17 protein-coding genes are annotated in these 21977 nt (G+C 69.7%); all 17 read right to left on the reverse strand.

Features of this window, described 5'->3' with window-relative positions:
- Positions 1-139: 139 nt before the first annotated feature.
- Positions 140-1441 (reverse strand): putative O-glycosylation ligase, exosortase A system-associated, encoded by a 1302-nt coding sequence (locus LMH63_RS15560; RefSeq protein ID WP_109678875.1) that lies wholly within the window; start codon positions 1439-1441, stop codon positions 140-142.
- On the reverse strand, positions 1438-2259 hold the full coding sequence (locus LMH63_RS15565; RefSeq protein ID WP_109678876.1) for a formyl transferase: 822 nt from the start codon (positions 2257-2259) through the stop codon (positions 1438-1440). The genes LMH63_RS15560 and LMH63_RS15565 overlap by 4 nt, the downstream gene beginning before the upstream one ends.
- Positions 2252-3490, reverse strand: a complete 1239-nt coding sequence (locus tag LMH63_RS15570) for a prenyltransferase/squalene oxidase repeat-containing protein (protein WP_109678877.1) — start codon at positions 3488-3490, stop codon at positions 2252-2254. Before LMH63_RS15570 ends, LMH63_RS15565 begins: the two co-directional genes overlap by 8 nt.
- A complete protein-coding gene (locus LMH63_RS15575; RefSeq protein WP_109678878.1) occupies positions 3487-4905 on the reverse strand; it encodes a phenylacetate--CoA ligase family protein in 1419 nt (472 codons plus the stop codon). Before LMH63_RS15575 ends, LMH63_RS15570 begins: the two co-directional genes overlap by 4 nt.
- Entirely contained in the window at positions 4902-6011 is a 1110-nt protein-coding gene (locus tag LMH63_RS15580) for a glycosyltransferase family 4 protein (protein ID WP_109678879.1), read from the reverse strand. The genes LMH63_RS15575 and LMH63_RS15580 overlap by 4 nt, the downstream gene beginning before the upstream one ends.
- Complete coding sequence (locus LMH63_RS15585) at positions 6002-7234, reverse strand: TIGR04063 family PEP-CTERM/XrtA system glycosyltransferase (protein ID WP_109678880.1); 1233 nt, start codon at positions 7232-7234, stop codon at positions 6002-6004. The genes LMH63_RS15580 and LMH63_RS15585 overlap by 10 nt, the downstream gene beginning before the upstream one ends.
- A complete protein-coding gene (locus LMH63_RS15590) occupies positions 7231-9165 on the reverse strand; it encodes an XrtA/PEP-CTERM system amidotransferase (RefSeq protein ID WP_109678881.1) in 1935 nt (644 codons plus the stop codon). Before LMH63_RS15590 ends, LMH63_RS15585 begins: the two co-directional genes overlap by 4 nt.
- A gap of 5 nt (positions 9166-9170) precedes the next feature.
- On the reverse strand, positions 9171-10352 hold the full coding sequence (locus tag LMH63_RS15595) for a TIGR03088 family PEP-CTERM/XrtA system glycosyltransferase (RefSeq protein WP_109678882.1): 1182 nt from the start codon (positions 10350-10352) through the stop codon (positions 9171-9173).
- A gap of 2 nt (positions 10353-10354) precedes the next feature.
- Positions 10355-11920 carry an exosortase A gene (gene xrtA / locus LMH63_RS15600; RefSeq protein WP_109678883.1) on the reverse strand — a complete coding sequence of 522 codons (1566 nt, stop codon included), beginning with the start codon at positions 11918-11920 and terminating at the stop codon, positions 10355-10357.
- Positions 11917-13905 (reverse strand): TIGR03087 family PEP-CTERM/XrtA system glycosyltransferase, encoded by a 1989-nt coding sequence (locus LMH63_RS15605; protein WP_146205217.1) that lies wholly within the window; start codon positions 13903-13905, stop codon positions 11917-11919. Before LMH63_RS15605 ends, xrtA begins: the two co-directional genes overlap by 4 nt.
- A 5-nt stretch (positions 13906-13910) precedes the next feature.
- On the reverse strand, positions 13911-14972 hold the full coding sequence (locus LMH63_RS15610) for a FemAB family XrtA/PEP-CTERM system-associated protein (protein WP_229332620.1): 1062 nt from the start codon (positions 14970-14972) through the stop codon (positions 13911-13913).
- A 149-nt stretch (positions 14973-15121) separates the two neighbouring features.
- Positions 15122-15979, reverse strand: coding sequence for an XrtA system polysaccharide deacetylase (locus LMH63_RS15615; RefSeq protein ID WP_229332621.1), 858 nt, complete (start codon positions 15977-15979; stop codon positions 15122-15124).
- A 103-nt stretch (positions 15980-16082) separates the two neighbouring features.
- Positions 16083-17336, reverse strand: a complete 1254-nt coding sequence (locus LMH63_RS15620; RefSeq protein ID WP_109678887.1) for a UDP-N-acetyl glucosamine 2-epimerase — start codon at positions 17334-17336, stop codon at positions 16083-16085.
- Between the two features lie 23 nt (positions 17337-17359).
- Positions 17360-18802, reverse strand: coding sequence for a TIGR03016 family PEP-CTERM system-associated outer membrane protein (locus LMH63_RS15625; protein ID WP_158280383.1), 1443 nt, complete (start codon positions 18800-18802; stop codon positions 17360-17362).
- A complete protein-coding gene (locus tag LMH63_RS15630; protein WP_109678889.1) occupies positions 18792-19691 on the reverse strand; it encodes an XrtA-associated tyrosine autokinase in 900 nt (299 codons plus the stop codon). Before LMH63_RS15630 ends, LMH63_RS15625 begins: the two co-directional genes overlap by 11 nt.
- Positions 19692-19710: 19 nt before the next feature.
- Positions 19711-21243, reverse strand: coding sequence for an XrtA system polysaccharide chain length determinant (locus LMH63_RS15635; protein ID WP_109678890.1), 1533 nt, complete (start codon positions 21241-21243; stop codon positions 19711-19713).
- A 43-nt stretch (positions 21244-21286) separates the two neighbouring features.
- A complete protein-coding gene (locus LMH63_RS15640) occupies positions 21287-21883 on the reverse strand; it encodes an XrtA/PEP-CTERM system exopolysaccharide export protein (RefSeq protein WP_229332622.1) in 597 nt (198 codons plus the stop codon).
- Positions 21884-21977: the final 94 nt, after the last annotated feature.

Below are 21977 nucleotides of genomic sequence, written 5' to 3' on the forward strand. Positions count from 1 at the left end.
GCAGCCGTGCCACCGACTGCGCCTCCGTGCGGGCGCGGACACCCCCCAAGGGCCACATGGACACCCTTGCGGCCGACCGTCATCCCGGCCGGCGTCTTGCCCCGGCCAAGCTGGCGTGGCAGCGATCCGAGTAGCGCGCTCATGCCCGCAGAGGCCCTCCGAGAACCCGTGTCATGGACGCCAGACGTGCCGGCAGGGGCAACGCATCGGAGGCGGGGGCGAGGGCCTCCTGCCCCGCCACCTTGCGCTGAACGATCAGCTTGGTCACTACGACAATGGCGATGATCGAGTAGTAGAGGTCAAAGTATTGCAGCCCGAGGAATGCTCCCGCGCCGCAATAGCCCACCAGGCTTACCTGCAGCATGGCGGCAAGGTCCCGCGCCCAGTAGAGCTCGGGATCCCGTCGGCTGTGCCGGATGATGTAGCTCGCCGATCGCCAGGTGAATAGCAGCAGGAGCATGAACATGGCGAGTCCGAGCCAGCCATGCTCGCCCAGCGTGCCGAAGAATATGCTGTGCGAGTCGCGCCCGCCCCAGTAGACGAGCGCACGGAAACCTCCGCCGATGAAGCGGTGGTTGGCGAGATCAACGGCATTCCCCCACGCCCGCACACGCTCTGAGGCCGAGTTGTCTTCCTCCCAGTTCTGGATGGTCTCCATGCGGTCGAAGTACTTCTCGGGCATGAAGTAAGGGGTGGCCAGGACGACCGGCACGACGAGCAGGAGCACCCCCGCCTTGCCGCGGCTCTTCAGCAGAAAGAAGCCCAGCATGGCGACGCCGCCCACAAGCGCGCCGCGCGAGTGCGTGCCGATAATTGAAATCATCGTGAGGGCAATCGATACCGTCAGCACGAGCTTCAGCCATTTGTGCTGCGCCTGAAGTTGCAGGTACCGCAGCATCGGAATCGTCATGATCAGCGCAAGGCCGATCGAGTTCCGATCCGCGATGAAGCTGTTTGCGGGGCCGAGAACGCGATGTGCGCCGCCAGTCGAAAGCGTGAACCAGCCGCCCTTGATGCCGAAGAACGCCAGCGAGAGTGTGATCACCCACATCAGCAGGTGGATCCGCTGCGGCGTGTAGATGAGCATCATGGTGACGAAGGTCATCAGCTGGATGCGCCAGACCTTGTCCCACTGGTCCCAGGCGAGCCACGGGTAGAGCGACTGCGTGGTGGTAAAGAACATCCATAGCGTGAAGATCAGCAGCAGAAGCGACTCCCGCGTCCACGGGATCCGCTTCGGCTCGTTCCTTGCCAGCATCAGGCCGATGAGCGTGCAGACAGCGATCATGAGCGCGTAGGACATGTCCGTAGCAAACCCCCACGCGAAGCGGTGCGGGTTCATGTAGCTCATCCACGACCACGCCAGCACACCGAAATAGGGCTGCCGCAGGATCATGGGCAGCATCGCGAATACTATGGCTGTGAGCAGGATCGCTCTCATGCCTGCGCCTCCCGGCGGGCGGCCGCGGGCCCGCCGAACCAGCGGATTCGGGGCGGCAGCTCGGGCAGCGGCTCGCGCTGCAGGCGCTCGGCCAGGGCGCGCTCGCTGCGCAGGGTGCGGTCGCTCACCCGGTACAGCCGGCCGCGACGGGCCTGGTGCTCGCCGATGGGCTCGCCCGCCGATAGCCGCTCGAGCATCCGGGCGTAGACCTCGGCGCTGTCGCGCACGGCGCGCCAGAAGAGCCTGAGCTCGTCGTCGTCCGGATGCACCGCGGGGCAGACGTGGGCGATGAGGCGTCCGGTGTCGATGCCGGCATCGATGAAGTGCAGGGTGCAGCCCACCTGCTCCGGCTCGCCGTTGTGCAGGGCCCAGAAGGTGCAGTCCGCGCCGCGGTAGTCCGGCGAGAGGCCGCCGTGGAGATTCAGCAGCGTCGCCCGGCCGAGCAGCGGCTCGCGGATGAGCGTGGTGCCGAAGACGGCCACATAGTCCGGCTGAATGCGGTCCACCAGCTCGACGACGGCCGGGTCATTCACCGTCGGCACCAGGGTGACGCGTTCGGGGTGGTCCAGCGCCGCCGGGCGGTCGCCAAAGAAGTATTGCGCCTCACCGCCGCCGGTGTAGCGGCGGCGGTCGCGCAGCCAGCGCCAGGCCTTCTGCCAGAACGTCTTCGGATTCAGCAGCCGCCGGAGCTTGCGCACGCTCCAGCCGCCGGTCTCGTGGACGATGGCCTGGACGTCCGCCGCCTCGCAGAGGCGGTTCGCCACGTACAGGTGCCGCGGCGAGCGCCCGCAGAGCACGATGATGCGCGGCCTAGGCATCGGCCACCTCCCGCCCTTGCGCTGCGACCACGGGATCGGCCGCCGGCACCGGCTCGCCGGAGAGACCCACCAGCAGCGCATCGGCGAAGAACTTCGCCGCCCAGTTGGGATACTCGAAGCGCGAGTAGCGGCCCCAGATGGGTGCGGAGCCGGCGATGCCGCCGTCGTCCGGGGCACCGTCGCCGCGCCGGCGGTGCTGGCGTTTCAGATACGCGATCGCCCGCTCCGCGTGCTCGGCGAGATCATGGCCCGTCGGCGTCTGCGCCAGGCGCTGCCAGATAAGCGCCGTCTGGGCGAGGCCGGTGAGGCAGCAGTAGCGCCGCCCCTCCCCGACCCAGCCCGCGGCGAAGGCGCCGGCGAGGAATCCGTCCGCGCGCTGCTGCCCGGCCAGCGCCCTCGCGGTGCGCTCGGCCGCCACCACGTAGCGCGACTCCCCGAGCAGTAGGCCCGACTCCAGCAGCCCGCGGGCGGCGTAGGCGATGGTGTGGGTGAACGGCGGCTCGCCCTCGCGGAAGGCGTTGTTCCGGAACCAGCCGTCGGCGTCCTGCTGGGTGAGCGCCCAGTCCAGGTTGGCGCGGGCGGCGCGCACCAGCATTGGCTCGTCGGCCAGCAGGCCCGTGCGCAGCAGCGCCCAGGCGGCGCGGGTGTTGTAGGTGTGCGGGATGCCGTTGTGCACGCTGCGCCGCCAGCAGCCGTCGGCATCCTGTTGCGCGAGCATCCAGCGTCCGGCGCGCACGGCGGCGGCCAGGCACTCCGGTCGGCCGAGCTGGCCATAGCCGGCGATCAGCCCGTGCATGATCTGCCCGGTGTTGAAGATCACCGGCCGGCTGCCGGCCTCGCCGAAGTGGCCGGGGAAGGCGCCGTCCGGGAGCTGCAGGCCCAGCTCCCAGTCGAGGATGCGTTGGGCGCGGTCCACCAGGGAGGGGCGCTCCAGGCTCCGGGCAGCGGCGAGGAAGGTTTCGACGATGTAGCCGCTGGTCTCCGGGTAGCTCGGCAGCCAGCCGTCCTCGAAGCTCCAGCCCGCGGAGACGCCACCGGCGTCCGGCTGGCCTTCGCGGCGGTCCTGCGCGCGCTCGAGCCACTGGATGGCGGCCAATGCATGCTCGTCATGGCGGCCCGGCACGGCGCGGCCCGGGGCCACGATGTCGCGCAGCACGAGGCGCAGGTGGGCCGGCACCCAGGGCCGATAACGGCGCGGCAGGTCCAGCAGGCGGGTGACCGCGGCGCTCATGGCTGCCCCTCCCCGCCGGCGGCCACCCGCAGCGCGCCCGGCAGCGGCACGTGGCTGACCACGTAACGGTACTTGCCCGACGCCTCCGGCGGGATGGCGTCCACCTCGCATATGCGCACCCGCACCTCGCGCCCGAGCCGGGCGCGCAGGCCGTTACGGGCCTGCTCGGCGGTGGTGGCGTCCCAACCTGCGCCGGGCACCACCAGGATCTCGGCCTCGTCGACCCGATGCTGGATGAAGCGGAACTCGGCGATGCCCTCCAGATCCCGCAGCACGTAGATCACCGAAAGGGCGTGCATCACGGCGCCGTCGGCACGGACCACGAAGTCCGTGCTGCGGCCCACCACCTCGTCGATGACGTGCAGGCCCCGGCCCTCGCGGCAGGCGGCGCCGGAGACGCGGACCATGTCCCCGGTGCGGTAGCGCAGGAATGGCTGGGCCTCGGAGCAGAGCCCCGTCATCACCGCCTCGCCCACCTCCCCGGGGGCGACGGGCTCGCCCTGGGGGTCCAGCACCTCGAGGATGATGCTCTCGGAGCACAGGAGCATCTGCCCGGCGGGGGACTCGTGGGCGGTGAAGCCGATGTCCCGGCTGCCGAACTCGTTGGCCACCGGCACCCCGAAGACCTCGCCGATCAGCTCGCGCTGGTGGGCAAACAGCGGCTCGCCGGTGGTGCACACCACCCTGAGCCCCGGCAGGCACAGATCCGTGCCGCGCTCCCGGGCATGGGCGGCGAGCAGCGCGATGGAGCTCGCATAGCCGTAGACGCAGGCCGGGCGGAAGGCGCGAATGGCTGCGATGTAGTCGTCCATGGTCTGCGGCGACATGTCGAAGGCGTTCAGCACCAGCTGGTTGAACAGCCGGTCGCGCAGGGTCTTGATGCGGTCGGTGCGGCCGAGCTCCACCGGCGAGCCCCAGAGGTAGACCTCCCGCTCGCCGACCTCCACGCCCCACCAGCGGCGCGCGCGCATGCGCCCGGCGGCGTCCGAGGCCTGGCGGCGGCGGCCGAAGCGGAAGATCAGCGGCTCGCCGCTGGAGCCGCCGGTGTTGGAGCGCTGGGCCCCACCGGGGACGCCGTGCCAGACGGCAGCGTCACCCGCCGCGCGGGCATCCGCCTTGGTCATGGGCGGCAGACGGCGCAGCGTCTCGAGGCTCACCGGCTCGCCATCGCTGCCGGGTTCCAGGCCGGCGGCGTCCATACGCTCGCGGTGCCAGGGACAGTGGGCATGAGCGACACGCAGGAGCGCACCGAGGCGTTCCGCCTGCCGGGCCTCCACGACAGCGCGGGACTGCCACTGGCCCGCCTCCAACTCCGCCAGATAGGCGAAGGTGGGGCGGCGTAGCAGGCGCTCGTGCAGGGGATAGAGCGCACGGCGCACCGCAGCCGGGGGTATCGCGACGTTCGGCACGCTCATCCCGAGGACACCGCGGTTGCCGATGGGCCACCGTGCGCAGCCCGTTCGTACACATCCAGCAGCCGCTCGCGGACCTGTGGCCATGCGTAACGACTCGCTTCCTCCAGGCCGGCTCGGCGGAGCCGGGCGTGCAACACCGCATCCTCCAGCAGGCGCTCCGCAGCCTTGGCCATCGCGTAGGCATCGTCTACCGGGACCAGGAGCGCGGTACGTCCATGCTCGACCATGTACGGGACACCGCCTACATTCGTGCTGACAATCGGCACCCCACTTGCCATGGCCTCAAGCAAGGCGTTCGGCATGTTGTCGGCACGGCTCGGATTGAGCAGGACGTCAGCATCCCGGTAGAGCGCTGCCATCCGTTCCACGCCTACGCGGCCGGTAAAGGTGACGGCCTGCGCAACGCCGAGAGAGGCCGCGAGCGCAAGCAGTCGCTCGGCACTCGGCCCACCGCCGGCGACGATGAGCTGCGCATCCGGATAGCGTTCGCGCAGGGACGCGAACGCCCGCAGAGCCGTATCCACACCGTAGAGCGGTTCCAGGTTGCGGGCCACCAGCAGCCTTGGGCCGCCGTCGCGACGGCCGGCGGCGGCGCAAAAGCGCTCGCGATCGATGATGTTCGGAAGCACCTCCGCGACCAGCCCGTGCGCGCCGAATACATCGCGCAGAAAGCCGGAGGGCACGACCAGGGCCCCCGCCCGCCGGAGCGTGGGCCGCACGAGCCAGGCGGAGCGGGCCAGAAACTCCGGTGCCTGGCCGCCGCGGTAGTTGACCACGGTCGGGACACCCCGCAACCGCGCTATCCATACGGCCGGGGCGGCGAAAAGATGCCAGGACCAGCCCGAGTTCGCCATGACATGCACCACCTCCGCGCGCCCGGCCATCCGCCACAGGTGCACCAGGTACGGAATCAGCCGGAACAGGGCCCGAAGGCCGCGCAGCCCCGCCACCCAGCGCGGCCGGTAGTCCGCGTTCACCGCCACCAGCTCGACGGCATGACCCTCCCCCGCGAGCAGCTCGCCGAGCTGCCGTGTCTGGTTGGCCATGCCGCCCTCCGGCGGCGGCAACGGCCCCACGAGCCCGATGCGCAGGCGGCTCAGCTGCATGCCCTCGCCTCCGCGGCAGTGCCCAGCCCGTCGTAAACGCCCTCATAGCGCGCCACGCTCGCCGGCCAGCTGCGCTCCGACTCGACGAACCGCCGCCCGTTGGCGTGCAGCGCCGGCCAGGCGGTGCGGTCGTCCAGGAGCTCCAGCGCCCGCTGGGCCAGGGCCTCCGGGTCGCCCGCGGGGAACAGGATGCCGTTCTCGCCGTCGCGGATGAGCTCGCGATGGCCGCCGACGTCGGAGGCGAGCACGAGCCGCCCCTGGGCCATGGCCTCGAGGGGCTTCAATGGGGTGACGAGGTCGGTCAGGCGCATGGACAGGCGCGGGTAGACGAGGATGTCGATGAGGTCGTAGTACCGCTGCACGGCCTCGTGGGGGACGCGGCCGGTGAGGACCACCGCGCCCTCGAGGCCGAGGGCGCGCACCTGCTCGCGCAGCGCCGCCTCCTGCGGACCGCCGCCGACCAGTAGCAGCCGGGCGCCGGGATGGCGCGCGCGGATCTCCACCATGGCCTCCACGGCCACCCGCAGACCCTCGTAGCCGTAGAACGAGCCGATGAAGCCGAGCACCGGGCCCTCGCCAAGCCCAAGCTCGTCGGCGAGGCCGGCATCGCGCTCCCCGGCGAGCCGGAAGCGGGACGGATCCACCGCGTTGGGGATCACCGTTACGCGAGCCGGGTCCACGCCACGGCCGACGATCTCCCCGCGCAGGCCCTCGCAGATGCAGGTGACGGCATCCGCCCGGCGCAGCACGTAGCTCTCCAGCGCCCGGGTGGCGCGGTAGCGCAGGCTGCCCTCGGTGGTGGTGCCGTGGTCGACGGCGGCGTCCTCCCAGAACGCACGCACCTCGTAGACCAGCGGCAGGCCGAGACGGCGGGCGACGCGCAGAGCGGCGAAGCCGTTGAGCGGCGGCGAGTGGGCGTGGATGACGTCCGGGCGCACGGCCTTTGCCACCTGCGCGACTCGCGCCGCCAGCGCATTGATCAGATAGGCCTCGCGCAGGACCGGCGTGCTGTGCCCGGGGCCGCGCAGCTCCGGGGTGCGGTGGAAGCGCAGGCCTTCCACGGTTTCTTCCAGCGCCTCGGCACCGTAGTGGCGGGGGCCCGTGACATGCTCGGTCTCCCAGCCGAGCGCCCGCTGCTCGTCGAGGATCGCGCGCGTGCGGAAGCTGTAGCCGCTGTGCAGCGGGATCGAGTGATCGAGCACGTGGAGGATGCGCCGGCTCATCGTCCCCCCGCCATCGCCATCGGTTCCGCTGCCGCCCCGGCGGACCGGTCCGCGCCCGCAAGGGCGCGCTCGAACATGAGCAGGCTCCAGATGAGCGCGCTGTAGTCGCGCAGACCGGCCTCGTGCTCGCGCACCACGCGCCGCAGGAAAGCGGTGTCGAACCAGCCGACATCGGCCAGGCGCTCGCCGAGGAGAGACGAGCGCACGGCACCGCGCAGCGGCCCGCGGAACCACTCCGCGAGAGGCACGGCGAAGCCCATCTTGGGGCGGTACATCAGCCCCTCCGAGAGCATGGGGCGCATGGCGCGCTTCAGCACATGCTTGCCGTCCCGGCCCTGGAGCTTGAGCGCCGGCGGCACCGTGGCCGCCCACTCGACGAACTCGTGGTCGAGCAGCGGCACCCGCACCTCGAGGCCGTGGGCCATGCTGGCGCGGTCCACCTTGGTGAGGATGTCCCCCGGCAGGTAGGTCTTGAAGTCCAGGTACTGCACCGCCGATAACGGGTGATCGGGGCCGTTGGCGGCATGCCCTTGCATGACCTCCACCGCCCGGTAGCCGTCCAGCTCGCGGCGGAAGGCGTCGTTGAAGAGCCGCCGCGCCAGCGGCTCGCCGACGATTGACACGCTGTGGAAGTACGCCTCCACCGAGTCCAGCGCCAGGGCTTCGAGGGTGGCCTTGGCGCGCAGCACCTTGGGCGCCCAGTCCGCCTTCGGGTAGAGACGCCCGGCGAGGCCGAAGACCGGCCCGCGCAGGGCGCGGGGCAGCAGGCGGCGGACGCGCTCCTCGTTCAGGTGCCAGCGGTAGCGGCGGTAGCCGGCGAAGTTCTCATCGCCGCCATCGCCGGAGAGGACGACCTTCACACCCTCGCGCGCCAGCTCGCTGACCCGGAAGGTGGGCATGGCGGAGCTGTCGGCGTAGGGCTCGTCATAGAGGCCGGCGAGCCGGTCCAGGAGCTGGAAGTCGTCCGGCTCCAGGCGGCGGACGTGGTGGTCGGTGCCGTAGCGCTCGGCCACCTCCGCGGCGTAGCGGGCCTCGTCGTAGGCGGATTCGCCGAAGCTGATGGAAGTGGTGTGCACCGGCTGCTCCACGAGGCCCGCCATGGTGGCCACCACCGCGCTCGAGTCCACGCCGCCGGAGAGAAAGGCGCCGACCGGGACGTCCGCCACCAGGTGGCTCTCCACGGCCTCGGCCAGGCGCTCCCGCAGGCGCTCTTCGGTGGCGGCGGCATCGAGGCCCGCCTCCGGCGCAAAGCGCAGGTCCCAGTACTGGCGCGGCGCGCCCACTGCCTCGCCGGCGCGCACGGTCAGCGTGTGGCCGGGCGGGAGCTTGCGGGCATGCCGGTAGATGGTGCGCGGCTCGGGCACGTAGCCGTAGGCGAAGTACTCCTCCACCGCCCGCGGCTCAATCTCCCGGGGCAGCCCGGGGTGCGCCAGCAGCGCCTTGAGCTCGGAGCCGAAGAGCACGCGCCCGTCGGGGAGCTCGGCGTAGAACAGCGGCTTGATGCCGATACGGTCGCGGGCGATGAACAGCGCCTGGCGGTGGCCGTCCCAGATGGCGAAGGCGAACATGCCCCGCAGGCGCTCGACGCAGGCCTCGCCCCACTGCTCCCAGGCGTGGACGATGACCTCGGTGTCCGAGCGGGTGCGGAACTGGTGGCCGGCGGCCTTCAGTTCCTCCATCAGGGGCTGGAAGTTGTAGATCTCGCCGTTGAAGACGATGGCGACGCGCCCGTCCTCGTTGAACAGCGGCTGGTGGCCGGCGGCGAGGTCGATGATGGAAAGGCGCCGGTGGCCGAGGCCGACGGGGCCGTCGATCCACGTGCCGCGGTCATCCGGGCCGCGGTGGGCGAGGCTGTCGGTCATGCGATCGAGCACGGCGGCGTCGGCGGCCTGCCGCCCGCGGGGATCGAAGATGCCGGCGATGCCACACATGTGCCCTACTCCTTGACCGCCGTGCCGCCGGCCGCCGGCGCGGCGGCGGCGCGCAGGCCGCGCGCTTCCAGCAGCTCCGCATAGGCCTCTTCGTACTGGCGGGCCATGCCGCCCAGGCTGAAGCGCTCCAGCGCGCGGCGCCGGCCGCCCTCGGCGTGCGCCCGCCGCCGGCGGGCGTCCCGCGCATAGGCGGTGAGCACGCCGGCAAGGGCGGTGTCGGAGCCCGCCCGCACCAGGGTGCCGTTGACGTTGTCTTCCACCAGCTCCGGGTTGCCACCGACGTTGCTCGCCGCCACCGGCAGGCCGCTCGCCATGGCCTCGAGGATCGTATTGGAAATGCCCTCGGCCACCGAGGGCAGCACGAAGAGATCCATCTCCCGGTACAGGGCGGGGAGGTCGCTGCGGCTGCCGAGGAAGCGGCAGGCATGGGTGATGCCGAGCTCCGCGGCCTTGGTTTCCAGGCCCTCGCGCAACGGCCCCTCGCCCACCAGCACGAGCTCCAGCGGCCGGCCGTCCTCGGCCACGCCGCCGGTGGTCGCGAGAGTACGCGCAAACGCGCGCAAAAGGGTGACCTGATCCTTGACCGGGACCAGCCGCCCGACCGTACCGATGGTGAAGCGCTCCCGCGACGCCACGGCCTCGGCCCCGGCCGGGCGGAAGCGTTCGGTGTCCACGCCGTTGCAGATGCGACGGATGCGCGAGGGCGGCACGCCGACGGCGGTGCGCAGGTAGCGCTCGATCTCCTTGGAGAGCGCGATGTAGCGGTGCACCAGCGGGCGCAGCGCGCGGCGCAGGCGGCGGCTGCGCGGGTTGGTGGCATCCGCCCCGCTCTCCCAGCCATGCTCGCCGTGCACCCGCCCGCGCACGCCGCTCAGTGCGGCCACGAGCTGGGCATCCAGGGTGCCGAGGTTACGGGTGTGCACGATCGCCGGTCGCCAGCTGCGCAGCACCCGCGCGAGGCGCAGGTAATGGGCCGGGTCCTTACCCGCGCGCTTGTCCAGGGCGGCCACGGGCACGTCCGCGCGGCGGATGCGCGCTCGGAAGTCGGTGTAGCCCGTCAGGCAGATCACGCCGTGGCGGAAGCGCTCCGGGTCGCTCGCGTTAATCAGATTTACCACGCCGTTCTCGAGGCCGCCGGTGTCGAGCCGGTAGACCACGTGCGCGATGAGGGGGCGATCGTCCTGCACGGCTACTGCCCCCCTCGCACGGTGGACGTGAGTGTGTCGTCAAGCGCCGGGCGGGCGTCGGCGAGGAAGGCGCGCAGGGTCTCGCGGGCCTCCTCGCGCTCGGTGCCGTAAGGGGCGTAGACGACGACCCCGGCGGTGCCGCGCTCGCGGCCCATGAGCGGCGCGAATGCCTCCAGCGCCTTGCCCTGGATCCGGTCGGTGAGGTGCTCGCCGCCGATCCAGTACCAGTACCAGGCGAGCACGCGCTGGCCCTCCAGGCGCAGGTCCGCCTCGTAGACCGACCCGCCGGGGGCGGCAGGGACGTCCCCACGCACACTGACCGTGGTCATGCGCCAGCGCGGATGCTTCTGCTCCACCATGACGTTCTGGCTGTTGATGAGCTCGCCCTGCTCCGCGTGCGGCAGGTAGTAGGCCAGGTAGAGGCCGGCCTCGCCGGCGGGCCCCTGGTAGCTCGCGTGGCGCTCGAGGTCCATGCCGCGGTAGCGGGGCGACCACTCAGTGAGCCCGCCGTCACTCTGCGACCATCCGGCCACCACCGGCGCCTGCAGCGCCGCGCGGGAGAAGGCGCTGGCGGGCGGGCCCTGGAGCTGGTACGCAAGCGCCGGCCAGGCGGCCAGGGCGAGCACGCCGATACCCGCCACGGAGAACGGTGTGGCAAGGCCCTGCCGACGCGGCTCGGGCTCGAGGCTGCCGGGCGCCGGGCCACGGGTGTCCTCCGCCCAGTAGGCGCCGACCCAGAACATCAGCAGAATCACCACGCCGAAGAACACCCAGCCATAGATCAGGTGATCGACGCCGGTGGCGTATTCCATGCCGCTGAAGTGGCCGATCATCACGATCATGTAGGCGCGCAGGCTGTTGGCGATGATCGGAACGATCACCGAGGCCACCACGAACAGGCTGCGCCGCAGGGCGCTGCGGTAGGTGATGTAGGCGTAAAGCGTGCCGAGGGCCACTGAGGCGATCAGGTAGCGCAGGCCGCTGCAGCCCTCGACGATGGACCAGTTGCCACTCGGCAGGCTGAAGAAGAACCCCTCCCGGAACACCGGAATGCCCGACAGGCGCACCAGGGAGACGGTGACGTCCGCCGTCAGCTTCATCAGCGGCAGGATGAGGAACTCGCCGATGGGCACCGAGAAGAACAGGTAGGCGAGCGGGAAGAGCAGCGCCCAGACCACCCGGGTGCCCAGCGTCAGCCAGACCACGGCGGGGATCATGCTCACCAGCGCGAGCTGCTGGGTCACAGCCACCTCGGCGAGGTCGCTCAGCAGCCAGAGGAAGCCCGCCCCGATCAGCACGACCAGCGCCAGCGGCTGGGGCCGCGGCGCGATCTGCGCCAGCACCTCCCGCCGCCGCCAGATCAGGAACAGGCTGATGGGCGCGATTATGTAGCCGTGGGCGAAGGTCTCCGAGCGCGTCCAGATCTCCACCATGGACCAGGCCGTGGGGAAGAACAGCGCCAGGGTGAGCGCGATGAGCCCCACCGCCAGCGCACCCGCCAGCGGCCAGGAATAGGGCCGCTGCTCACCGACCGCAGCCGAAGGCAGGTGATCGGTGCTCGCGCTCATGAGCGGGACCTCCGACGGGTGGTGGATGGTGTCGGATGGGGATTCGCGCAGCAGAATTGCGCTCCGACAGGTGCGGCGGCTCTGCCGCGACTCTCCCTGGAGCGAACGGACATTCGGCGCGAGTGCGCGCCTCCCACAGGTGGATTCATGGCCTCGGTGGCGTGATCGAAGCCCGTAGGAGCGGCGCCCTCGCCGCGAATCCCTTTCCCGGTGGGAGCGGTCTCCGACCACGATAGCGCGCCCCGCGCGCTGCCCGGGACGCTGGGATGCACGTCGCTGCGCGCCATTTCGCGGTCGGAGACCGCTCCCACGGGATAAGCAGCGTCCCGACCGTAGGTCGTGCGCGGCGACGCCGCGTGCGACGTTTCCACGTCTGCCATGGGATGTCGCACACCGCTTTCGGCGGTGCACGACCTACTGGATCCCGGGCTTCGACGCGAGGGCGCGCCTCCCACAGGCGGGTTCAGGGCCTCAGTGGCTCGATTGAAGCCTTTGGGAGCGGCACCCTCGCCGCGAATCTCCGGCTCGTTCCCCCTCGCCAGCAACGCCTCCACCGCGGCGACCGACGCGGCCCAGCTATGGTGCTCGCGGACATAGCGCATCGCGTTCGCCCCCAGCTCGGCCGCTCGCTCGGGGCGCTGAATCAGGGCAAGCACGGCCTCGACGAAGGGCTTGGGGTCGCTCGCGACGAACAGGTGCTCGCCGTGCCTCACGTCGATCCCCTCCAGCGCCTGCGGGGTACAGACGACGGTCTTGGCCATCGCCATGGCCTCCAGCACCTTGTTCTGAATGCCCCGCGCGATGGTGAGCGGCGCCACCACCGCGGCGGCGTGGCCGACGTAGGGGCGGACGTCCGGCACGCGGCCGGTGACACTGATGCCCGCCTCCCGCGCGAGCGCCTCAACGGCAGGCGTGGGGCGCAGGCCAACGACGCAGAACGCGGTGTCGGGCTCGCGTTCGCGAATGCGCGGGAAGATCTCGCGGGCGAACCAGAGGACGGCCTCGACGTTGGGGCGATAGTCCATGGCGCCGGTGAAGACCAGGGTGTGCGTCCCGCCGAAGGGGTTCTCCCCGCACTTCTCCGGGCTGAAGTACTCGGTGTCGACCCCGTTCGGCACGGCGTGCACCCGCCCCGCGAGCTCCGGCGCCGACCGCAGGAAGCAAGTCCGCTCGGATTCGGTGACCAGCAGCGTATGGTCCGCCCGGTGTGCGCGCTCGCGCTCGAAGGCGGCGAGGCGGCGCCCTTCCAGGCTGTAGAGCCAGCCCATCAGGCCCCCAGCTTCGCCGTATTGGCGCCATTTCTCGGAGTCGACGTCGACGAAGTCCGTGATGGTGAGGGGGCGGAGATCGCCGCGGCTCGTGCCTCCCACGGCGGGGAGGGGCTTCGCTCCTGCTTTGGGAGAGAGTTCGGGCGCACCTGTGGGAGAGTCGCCGCGGCTCGCGCCTCCCACAGCGAGCGGAACGCCCTCCTTCCCTGTGGGAGGCGCTTGTAGCGGCGACTCTTCGGCAGGCACTCTGCCCGCCGCCAAGGGTCGCTGAGCCGACTCACCTCCCACAGGTAGCGACAGTGCCCCGGTGGTCCGATCAACGCCTGTGGGAGCGGCGCCCTCGCCGCGAATCGGCATGTACTGCGCCATCGTCGACGAGTAGACGAAGACGTTGTCCATGCCCTCCGCGAGCTTCGCGCCCACCCAGCGCTGCATGCGACGGTCGCGATAGAAGGCGACGCTCAGGGACTGCCGGGTGGGCAGCGCGGCAAGGCTGCGCAGCTTGCCCAGCCGGCGGTTCAGCCACACCAGATGCACTTCGGCGCAGATCTGCTCGAGGGCCTCGCGTCCCGCCCAGTCCACGGCATCGTCCACGAAGGCCCCGAGATGGACGCGGTGCCGTGCCGCCAGCCCGCGCAGGAGGTTCCAGGCGCGGATCTTCTCGCCCTTGTCCGGCGGGTAGGGGATGCGGTGGCATAGGAACAGCAGGTCGCTCATGCCGGTCACCCGAGGCTGCGGACTATGTGAGGGCCAATGGCATTCGCCACCGGCAGCGGGAGGCGCTGCCAGAGGCGGATGAAGCGCTGGTAGCGCGGGTTCATGGGGCTGTTGTCGCGCAGCGCGTGCTCGCGCACCAAGCGGCACTCGTAGTGCAGCGGCTCGGGGATGAACCCCCAATGCTTCTTGAAGCGGTAGGAGCCCGTGTCCTTCTTGCTGCGGCCGTAGTCGAAGACCCTGCAGCCCCTCTGCCGCGCACGCTCCATGAGCGACCAGTACATGAAGTCGTTGGCGTAGAGCCCCCGGCTCGCGCCGGTGCCGCCGCCGTAGTAGGGGAACACCTCGTCGCGGAAGTAGAAGCTGAGCACGCTCGCCACGATCCGGCCGCGGTGGGTGACTGTGAGCACCTCGCAGGCGTCGCCGAAGACGTCACGCAGGATGTCGAAGTAACGCTTCGCGAAGACCGGGGTACCCAGGTTGCGCACGCTCTCGGCGTAAGCCGGGAAGAAGCGCGCGCTGTCGTCATCCAGTGACCACTCAAGGCCCGCGTCGATGCCCTTGCGCACCATGGCCCGCTGCTTGCGGGGGATGGCCTTCAGGTTGGCGTCCGGGTCCTCGTGGATGGCGCCGCGGAAGGTGACGTAGAGGTCTTTCGTGGGCCAGTCGTCGTGTAGGGCGAAGTCGCGGTGACGGTACTCCAGGTGGCCGACGCCGAGGTCCTCGGCAAGATCCACGGCGGCCTGGTCCAGCGCCTGGGTCGCCCGGTCCGTGGTCGCGGCGATGCCGCCGTAGACACAGAACGGCAGCGAGGTGAGCTGGTCGCCGAACAGCCGGCTTCTCACCCGGGCCAGCGGCAGCACCCCCTCGATGCCCTGCTCGCCCTCGGCCATCAGGAACCAGGTGGGGTGCCGGAAGGCGCGCTCGATGACCGTCTGCCAGCCGGCGCGGTGGCAGAAGGTGGCCGTTGGGCAGGCGTCGACGAAGGCGTCCCAGCGGGGGTGGTCGCTTTCGGTCAGGGTGGTGACCTGGAGGCCGTGCGAAGAGTCGCCGCGACTCGCGCCTCCCACAGTGGCAGGAGGAGACTCTGGCGCCGCTGTGGGAGGCGCTTGTAGCGGCGACTCTTCAGTAGGGTTCCTGCCCGCCGCGGAGGGTCGCCGAGTGGACTCGCCTCCCACGGGCGGCTCGGACTCACCGGCGTGGCGCTCCATCCACTCGCTCATCCCATCACCTCGGGAAAAATCCGGTCGATGCGGTCCCAGGCGAAGTCCTGGAGCAGGCGCCGGAGGCGGCCTTCGGTGCGGCGGAGGCCAACGTAGTGGCGGAAGCGGGTCCTCGCCGGGATGCCGGGCATGCGCGGCTGGTCCGGGTCGATCTCCCACGGGTGTAGATAGAAGATCGCGTTGCGGCCCTCGGCGTTGATGCGGCGCAGGCTCCAGCGGCTGACGCCGTAGGGCAGCAGGCGGAAGTAGCCACCGCCGGCGGCGGGCCATGTGCGCCCGGCGGCCGGCAGCGCAGCCACGGGGATCTCCAGCGCGCTGCCCTCACCATTCGGCCGGTGCAGACCGAGGGGCGAGTCCGGCATGCCGTAGTGATCATGGCGGATCGGGTACACGCTCGAGCTGTAGGCATGCCCGGTCGCGGCCAGCGCGTCCCAGGCCCGGGGGGTGCGCGCGTCCATGGAGAAGCTGGGAGCACGGTAGCCGCGCACGAGGGCGCCGCCGGCGTCCTCCAGCAGGCCCTTGGCGCGTATGAGGTCCTCGCGGAAAGCTGCATCGTCGAGGTCGCGGACCCGGCGGTGGTCGTAGCCGTGGCTGGCCAGCTCGTGGCCTTCCTCGACGATCCGCCGGACGAGCGCGGGATAGCGCTCGGCGATCCACCCGAGGGTAAAGCAGGTGCTGCGCACGCCATGCTCGGCCATAAGGTCGAGCAGGCGGTGGGTGTTGGCCTCGACCCGGCCCGGATAGTCGTCCCAATGCGCCCGCGGTGCTATGCCCTCGAAGGCGGAGACCTGGAAGTAGTCTTCGATGTCGAGGGTGAGGGCGTTGACTGGGTTAGCCGGGCTGGGATGTCGCACACGGCCTTCGGCCGTGCACGACCTACCGGCTTGTACTGCGCCGCGCGCGGCTTCGCGGGCGGAGACCGCTCCCACGGGGAGTTTGCTACGCCACTGCTCCATCTCAGCCACTCCTGCCGAGCCAGCGGTTGAGCTCGGTGGCGATGCGCTCGGCGGTCTGGCCGTCCCAATACTCCGGGATGCGGCCCTGCTTGCCGCCGGTGGTGAGGATGTTGTCCACCGCGGCGAGGATGGTGGCGCGGTCGGTGCCGACCAGGGTGTTGGTGCCCTGCTCGATGGTGATGGGGCGCTCGGTGTTCTCCCGCACGGTGAGGCACGGGATGCCGAGGGCGGTGGTCTCCTCCTGGAGGCCGCCGGAGTCGGTGATCACCAGGGTGGCGCTCTGGAGCAGCCCGAGCATGGTGAGGTAGTCGACGGGGTCCAGGAGGTGGAGGTTGGTCGCTCCCGTGGGAGCGGCTTCCGACCGCGAAACGGCGCCTGGCGCCGTACCCTCCGGGGGCTCCTGGAGCGCGCTGCGCGCGCTTTCGCGGTCGGAGACCGCTCCCACAGGAGCCGCTGTGCCCGCGGAGCCGTAGGTCGTGCGCGGCGCAGCCACGTGCGACATCCGCGCGCGGGTCCGCGGATGCACGGGGAACACAAGCGGCAAACGCTCGGCGGCCTCGTTAAGGGTGCCAACGATGTTCGCGAGGACTGCCGCGTCGTCCACGTTCGACGGGCGGTGCAGGGTGACAAGGCCCCAGGGCTTCGCCGGGTCCACGTCCAGCGCCGCGAGAGTCTGGGCGGCGCTTACCGCCTTCTCCCGGTTGCGGTGGACGGAGTCGATCATGACGTTGCCGACGAAGCGCACGCGCTCGGCGGGCACCCCTTCGCGGGCGAGGTTGTCCTCGGCTTTCGCCTCCGTGGTGAACAGCAGGTCGGCAATCTGATCGGTAAGGACGCGGTTGATCTCCTCGGGCATGGTGCGGTCGTAGGAGCGCAGGCCGGCCTCGACGTGAATCACGGGCACGCCCTTCTTGCTCGCCACCAGGGTGCACGCGAGCGTGGAGTTGACGTCCCCGACCACGAGCACCGCCGCCGGCTGCACCTCGTCCAGGACCGGCTCGAAGTGCTCCATCACCGCCGCGGTCTGCTTCGCGTGGCTGCCGGAGCCCACCTCCAGGGAGATGTCCGGCTTCGGCAGGCCAAGCGCCGCGAAGTGCTGCTCGTTCATGGCCACGTCGTAGTGCTGGCCGGTGTGCACGAGCGTCGCGGGGATCGCCGGCTCGGCGCGGGCGAACGCCTCCAGGATCGGCGCCATCTTCATGAAGTTGGGGCGGGCGCCGACGACGCAGAGAACAGGTGGCAGAAGCTTGCTCATCCCGATCCGTGCCCTTCCATGCCCTAGAAGCTGGCGGAGACCGTCAGCGTGATGGCGTTCTCGCGGTATTCGCCCGCCGGCTCGTTGCTGTCCCGGCGCACGTGGCGGTAACGCAGACTTGCATTAATGTCCTGGCCAATGCTGCGGTTGAAGCCGGCCGTGAACGAGTAGAGATCGTCTTCGCGCTCGCTCAGCTCACTCTCGTTCCGTGAATAGCTGGCGGTGCTGTTGAAGCTAGTAACCGGACCGAGCTTCCAGGTCCATGAGACAGAGCCGCCCGTCTGCGTGGTTTCCTCTTCGGAGACCTCAAAATCACGGCGCACTTGGAATGCATTGAACGTGAGCGTATTGCGCGTTCCGAAAATCGTGAGCGTTCCGGTACCACGGCGCGTATACGAAAACTCATTTACCGGCTCGAAGACAGGAATTATTGTACGTCGAATAATCTGCCCCGGTGCACAGAATGGATCATCCGGCAGACAGATAACGAATCCGTCACCTTCCTCGAAGCCCTCAAAAACAGAAAGCTCGGAAGAGCTTATTGATTCCGAATAGCTAGCACTCAGCTGCGCCGACCGCCGCCGATGCGTGATGCTGAAACTCTTCGTCTCGCTGATATACCGCTCCCCGTAGGTCGCGCTAACGCTCGTACGGCGATTTGGCGCATAGGTGGCCCCGACCGTCCAGAACTCACCGGAAAGGTCAGCCCGGTCCGACTCGTAATCGTTGTCCTCGTACCCACCGCTCGCCGTCACGCGAAGCTTACGTGTCAATTCGTAGCCAACGCTCGCGGAGGCACTGCGAAACGTCGCCGGATCGCGATCCACACCGGTTACCCGCTGGGCCTGCGCATCCAGGCCCCATGAGAGCCGCCCGAAGCGCGAGCCGCTATCGAGGTTCCAGCTCGCGCTGTTGGAGTAGTTATCCTCGCTGAAATCGCGATAGACGCGGCTATGTCGATAGCGAAGTGTCGACTCCGCGAACGATCCGAATCGATTAACGAGATAAGGGCTGACGCTGACGGTTCCGACGTCTTCGACATTGCCCGTATCCGAAGTATCGTCCAACCCGATCGGCCCGAAAAGAGAGAGCACCTCCTGGCTATATCTCGCGCTAGCGTCAATGAAGAGGTTTTCCCCAATCAGCTCCGAATTGAGGGAGCCGCTGAAGACGTGATTGAGACGGTCGCGATCGGATTCGCGCAGGTGGGTCAGTGCGCGCAGCCGGTAGCTTGCATTGACCGTTGTGCGCGCGCTATCCCCCGTCACGTTGAAGCCAGGACTGATCACGTTGATCAGCTCCCAGTCCTCCTCACCAGGGGGGGCGAGTTCAACGTTGTCGGTGAAGGTGAGACTGTCGCTGAGCGTCGGCGTAAACGACCAGTCTAGCGCGTGCGCTGGAGACGCCAGAAGCGCCGCCGCCACGGCTGCCGTCCCGGGACCGACCAGTGCGCGCTCAGCTGCCATAGGACCCGTAGCCGTAGCCATATCCATACTGATAATCGAGCCCCGGCAGGCGGGTCACCCGGTTGAGCATGGTCATCACCACGTCGCAGCCCTCGATCTGCTCCAACGCACTGCTGACCGCGTTCTGGGCCGTGCGCATGGCCTGCACGACCACAAGTATCTGCCCCATGTGGGTGGCCAGCACGCTGGCCTCCGTCGTGGCGAGCAGGGGCGGCGAGTCGAACAGGACGATGCGGTCCGGATAGCGCTCCGCCATCTCCTGGCCAAGCGCCGCCATGGCGTCGCTCGCCAGCAGCTCAGTGGACTGGCTGTAATTGCGCCCTGCGGGCACCACCGTGAGGTTCGGTACATCGGTGCGCAGGATCACGTCGGAGAGATTGCCCACGTGGCCGCCCAGGACATCCAGCAGCCCCAGCTCCGCGCCCTGCAGGCCGAGGTAATGAAGGATCGACGGTCGCGCCACATCGGCGTCCACGAGCATCACGGTGCGCCCGATCTCCCGCGTGATGCTGAGCGCGAGGTTGATGGTGCAGAACGTCTTGCCCTCCCGCGGCAGGGCGCTCGTCACCATGATCAGATTGCCGTTGCGGATCGCCGGGCCGTTCTGCCCGAAGGCATTCCGGATCAGCGGGCGCTTCAGCGTCCGGAACTCCTCGGCCACCCGGCCACGGTCCTCGTCCGGGGTGAGCAACCCCAGCCGCCGCATGCGCTCGGGATCGAGCGGATGCGCGGGGCGGTCCACCGCCGGCTGTATGCCCGGCTCCGGACTCGACTCGCGGAAGTGCGGCGGCGGCTCGGGAGCCTCCTGTCGCGGCGCCTCCCGCTCCGTGGACTCCGGGAGGGGCTCGGCCCCGGCTGCCTTGCGCATGGCGCGCTCAATGGTGTTCATAGCGAGTTCCTTCTGCCGTTCAGCCAAGGACCGGGAGCGTGACTACGCCCGCATAGACGCCCAGCAACGCGGCCACCGCGAGCAGGAAGCCGCCGAGCTTGAGAATCGTGCGGCGCCGGTGCTGGGGCGTCGGGTTGATCGACACGGCGCCGAGGTACGGGCGCTCGGTGAGGCGCTCGAGCGCTGCCCGCGAGACCACGGCCGGGCGCAGCTGGCCGAGACCGAAGGCCGCACCGCCGCCAGCGCCAAGCGCCAGGAAAAGCACCGCGCTCGAGAGCACGAAGCGATCCGGCGACACCGGGTTGGATGGCACGAACGGCGGATCCACGACGCGGAACTCGACCGTGTCCGTACCCACCTGGACCTCGCCGGTGAGCCGCGCCAGCTCACGGCGCTCTCGCAGCGTGTCGTAATTGCGCTGGACGATGTCGTAGTTGCGCGTGAGCTCCTTGTACTCGGCCTCGATCTGGGGAATGCGCGCCACGGCGTCCTCGAGCTGCTGCTGGCGCTGCTCGAACTCCTGCACCCGGGCCCGGAGCGAGGCAACGCGGCTCTCCGCCTCGGCAAGGGCGAACTCGAGCTGGGAGCGATAGGCGAACTGATCGCGCTCCTCGTCACTCTCACCGCCGCCGACCTGCGCCAGCAACTCGTCGCGACGCTGCTCCAGATCCCCCAGCACCCGCCGCGTCGCGATGACGTCCGGGTGCTCCTCGGTGTAGCGGAGCAGCATCTGGTCGAGGCTGCGCTCCATCTCGTTGATGCGGCTCTCGAGGTCGGCAAGACGCTGCTGAGCACCGTCCGGTGGCGGCTCGACGTTCTCGGTCTCCATCTGCTGCAGCCGCTGCTGGAACGTGTTACGCCGCTCCACGGCCTCCTCGAGCTCGAGGCGGGCCTCCTCGAGCCGTGCCTCGTTTTCCTTGACCCGCGCGTAGTAGTCGGGCCCGGAACCGGGCAGCAGGCCGTGGTGCTCGCGCTCGAACTCGCTGATGCGCTGATCGAGCTCGTCGATGCGCTGCTCGTAGGCCTCCACCTGCGACTCGATGAACGCCCGCGAGCTGCCGAGATCGCTGCGAGCCCCACCCAGGCTGGTCTCCACGAAGATATCGAGCAGCGACTGCACCACCGAGCGGGCCCGCTGCGGATCCTGATCCCGGTACGCGATGGTGTAGAGGTTGTCCCGGGGGCTGCCCCGAAAGTCGATGCGGCGCTCCAGCTCGGCGACCACCTGCTCGAGCTCCGCATCCGTGTTGGCCTGCAGATCGAGGTCGCTGTCCCGCGCGACCTGCTCCAGGTTGGGGCGGCTGAGCAGGGTGCGGTTCACCATGTCCAGCTGCTCGCTGACGTTCGGCATGATCGACAGGCCGCTCATCAGCGGCTGCAGCAGCGAGCGCGTATCCACGTATACCCGGGTGGACGCGCGGTACTCGTCCGGCTGCTGCGCCACCCACGCCCAGCCACCCAGGGCGATGGGCCAGGCGAGCAGCAAGGCGATCCACTTGAACCGCCACGTGTTGCGCGCGAGGTCCAGAACGAGTTGCACCAGTTCATGCATGGCTGGCCACCTCCCGGTAACCGGGGTGCACAGGAGCGCCGTCCTAGAACAGCGACTCGGGGATGATGAGGATGTCGCCGGGGAGCATCTGCACGTTGGCGGACACGTCCCCGTCCTTGACCAGGTCTTCCAGGCGCACGTTGTACTGGCGCCGCTCGCCATCCTCACGACGAACGATGGTCGCGCGGTTGCCCGCGGCAAAATCGGTCAGGCCGCCAACCTCGATCATCACGTCGAGCGCGGTCAGCCCCTCGCGGTACTGCAGCGCCTGGGGATTGGCCGCCTCGCCGACGACCCGCACCTGACGGTCGAACGGACCGACGAAGCCGGAGACGATCACGGTGACCACCGGCTCGCGGATATACTGCGCAAGCTCCTGCTCGATCTCCCGGGCGAGCTCCGTACCCCGCTTGCCGGTGGCAGGCAGATCCTCCACCAGGGGCACGGTGATCACCCCATCCGGCGGCACCGTGACGCCGCGGGAGACCTCCGGATTACCCCACACGACGATCTCGAGCGAGTCACCGGGACCGATGATGTAGCGGTCGTCCTCCGCCGCGGCGACCGTGGTGGGTGCCTCGGGGTAAGGGGTATAGGCGCATCCGGCGAGCAGCAGCGGCACGAGCAATGCAAGCAGCATTACAACGGAGCGCGCAGAAAACGACCTCGACATGACGGAATCCCTCATTCTTCTGTTGCCAAACGGATCACAGACTCGCTCCGGATTTCAATAA

Origin of the sequence: Spiribacter halobius, from assembly GCF_020883455.1 — a bacterium.
Lineage (GTDB): Bacteria > Pseudomonadota > Gammaproteobacteria > Nitrococcales > Nitrococcaceae > Sediminicurvatus > Sediminicurvatus halobius.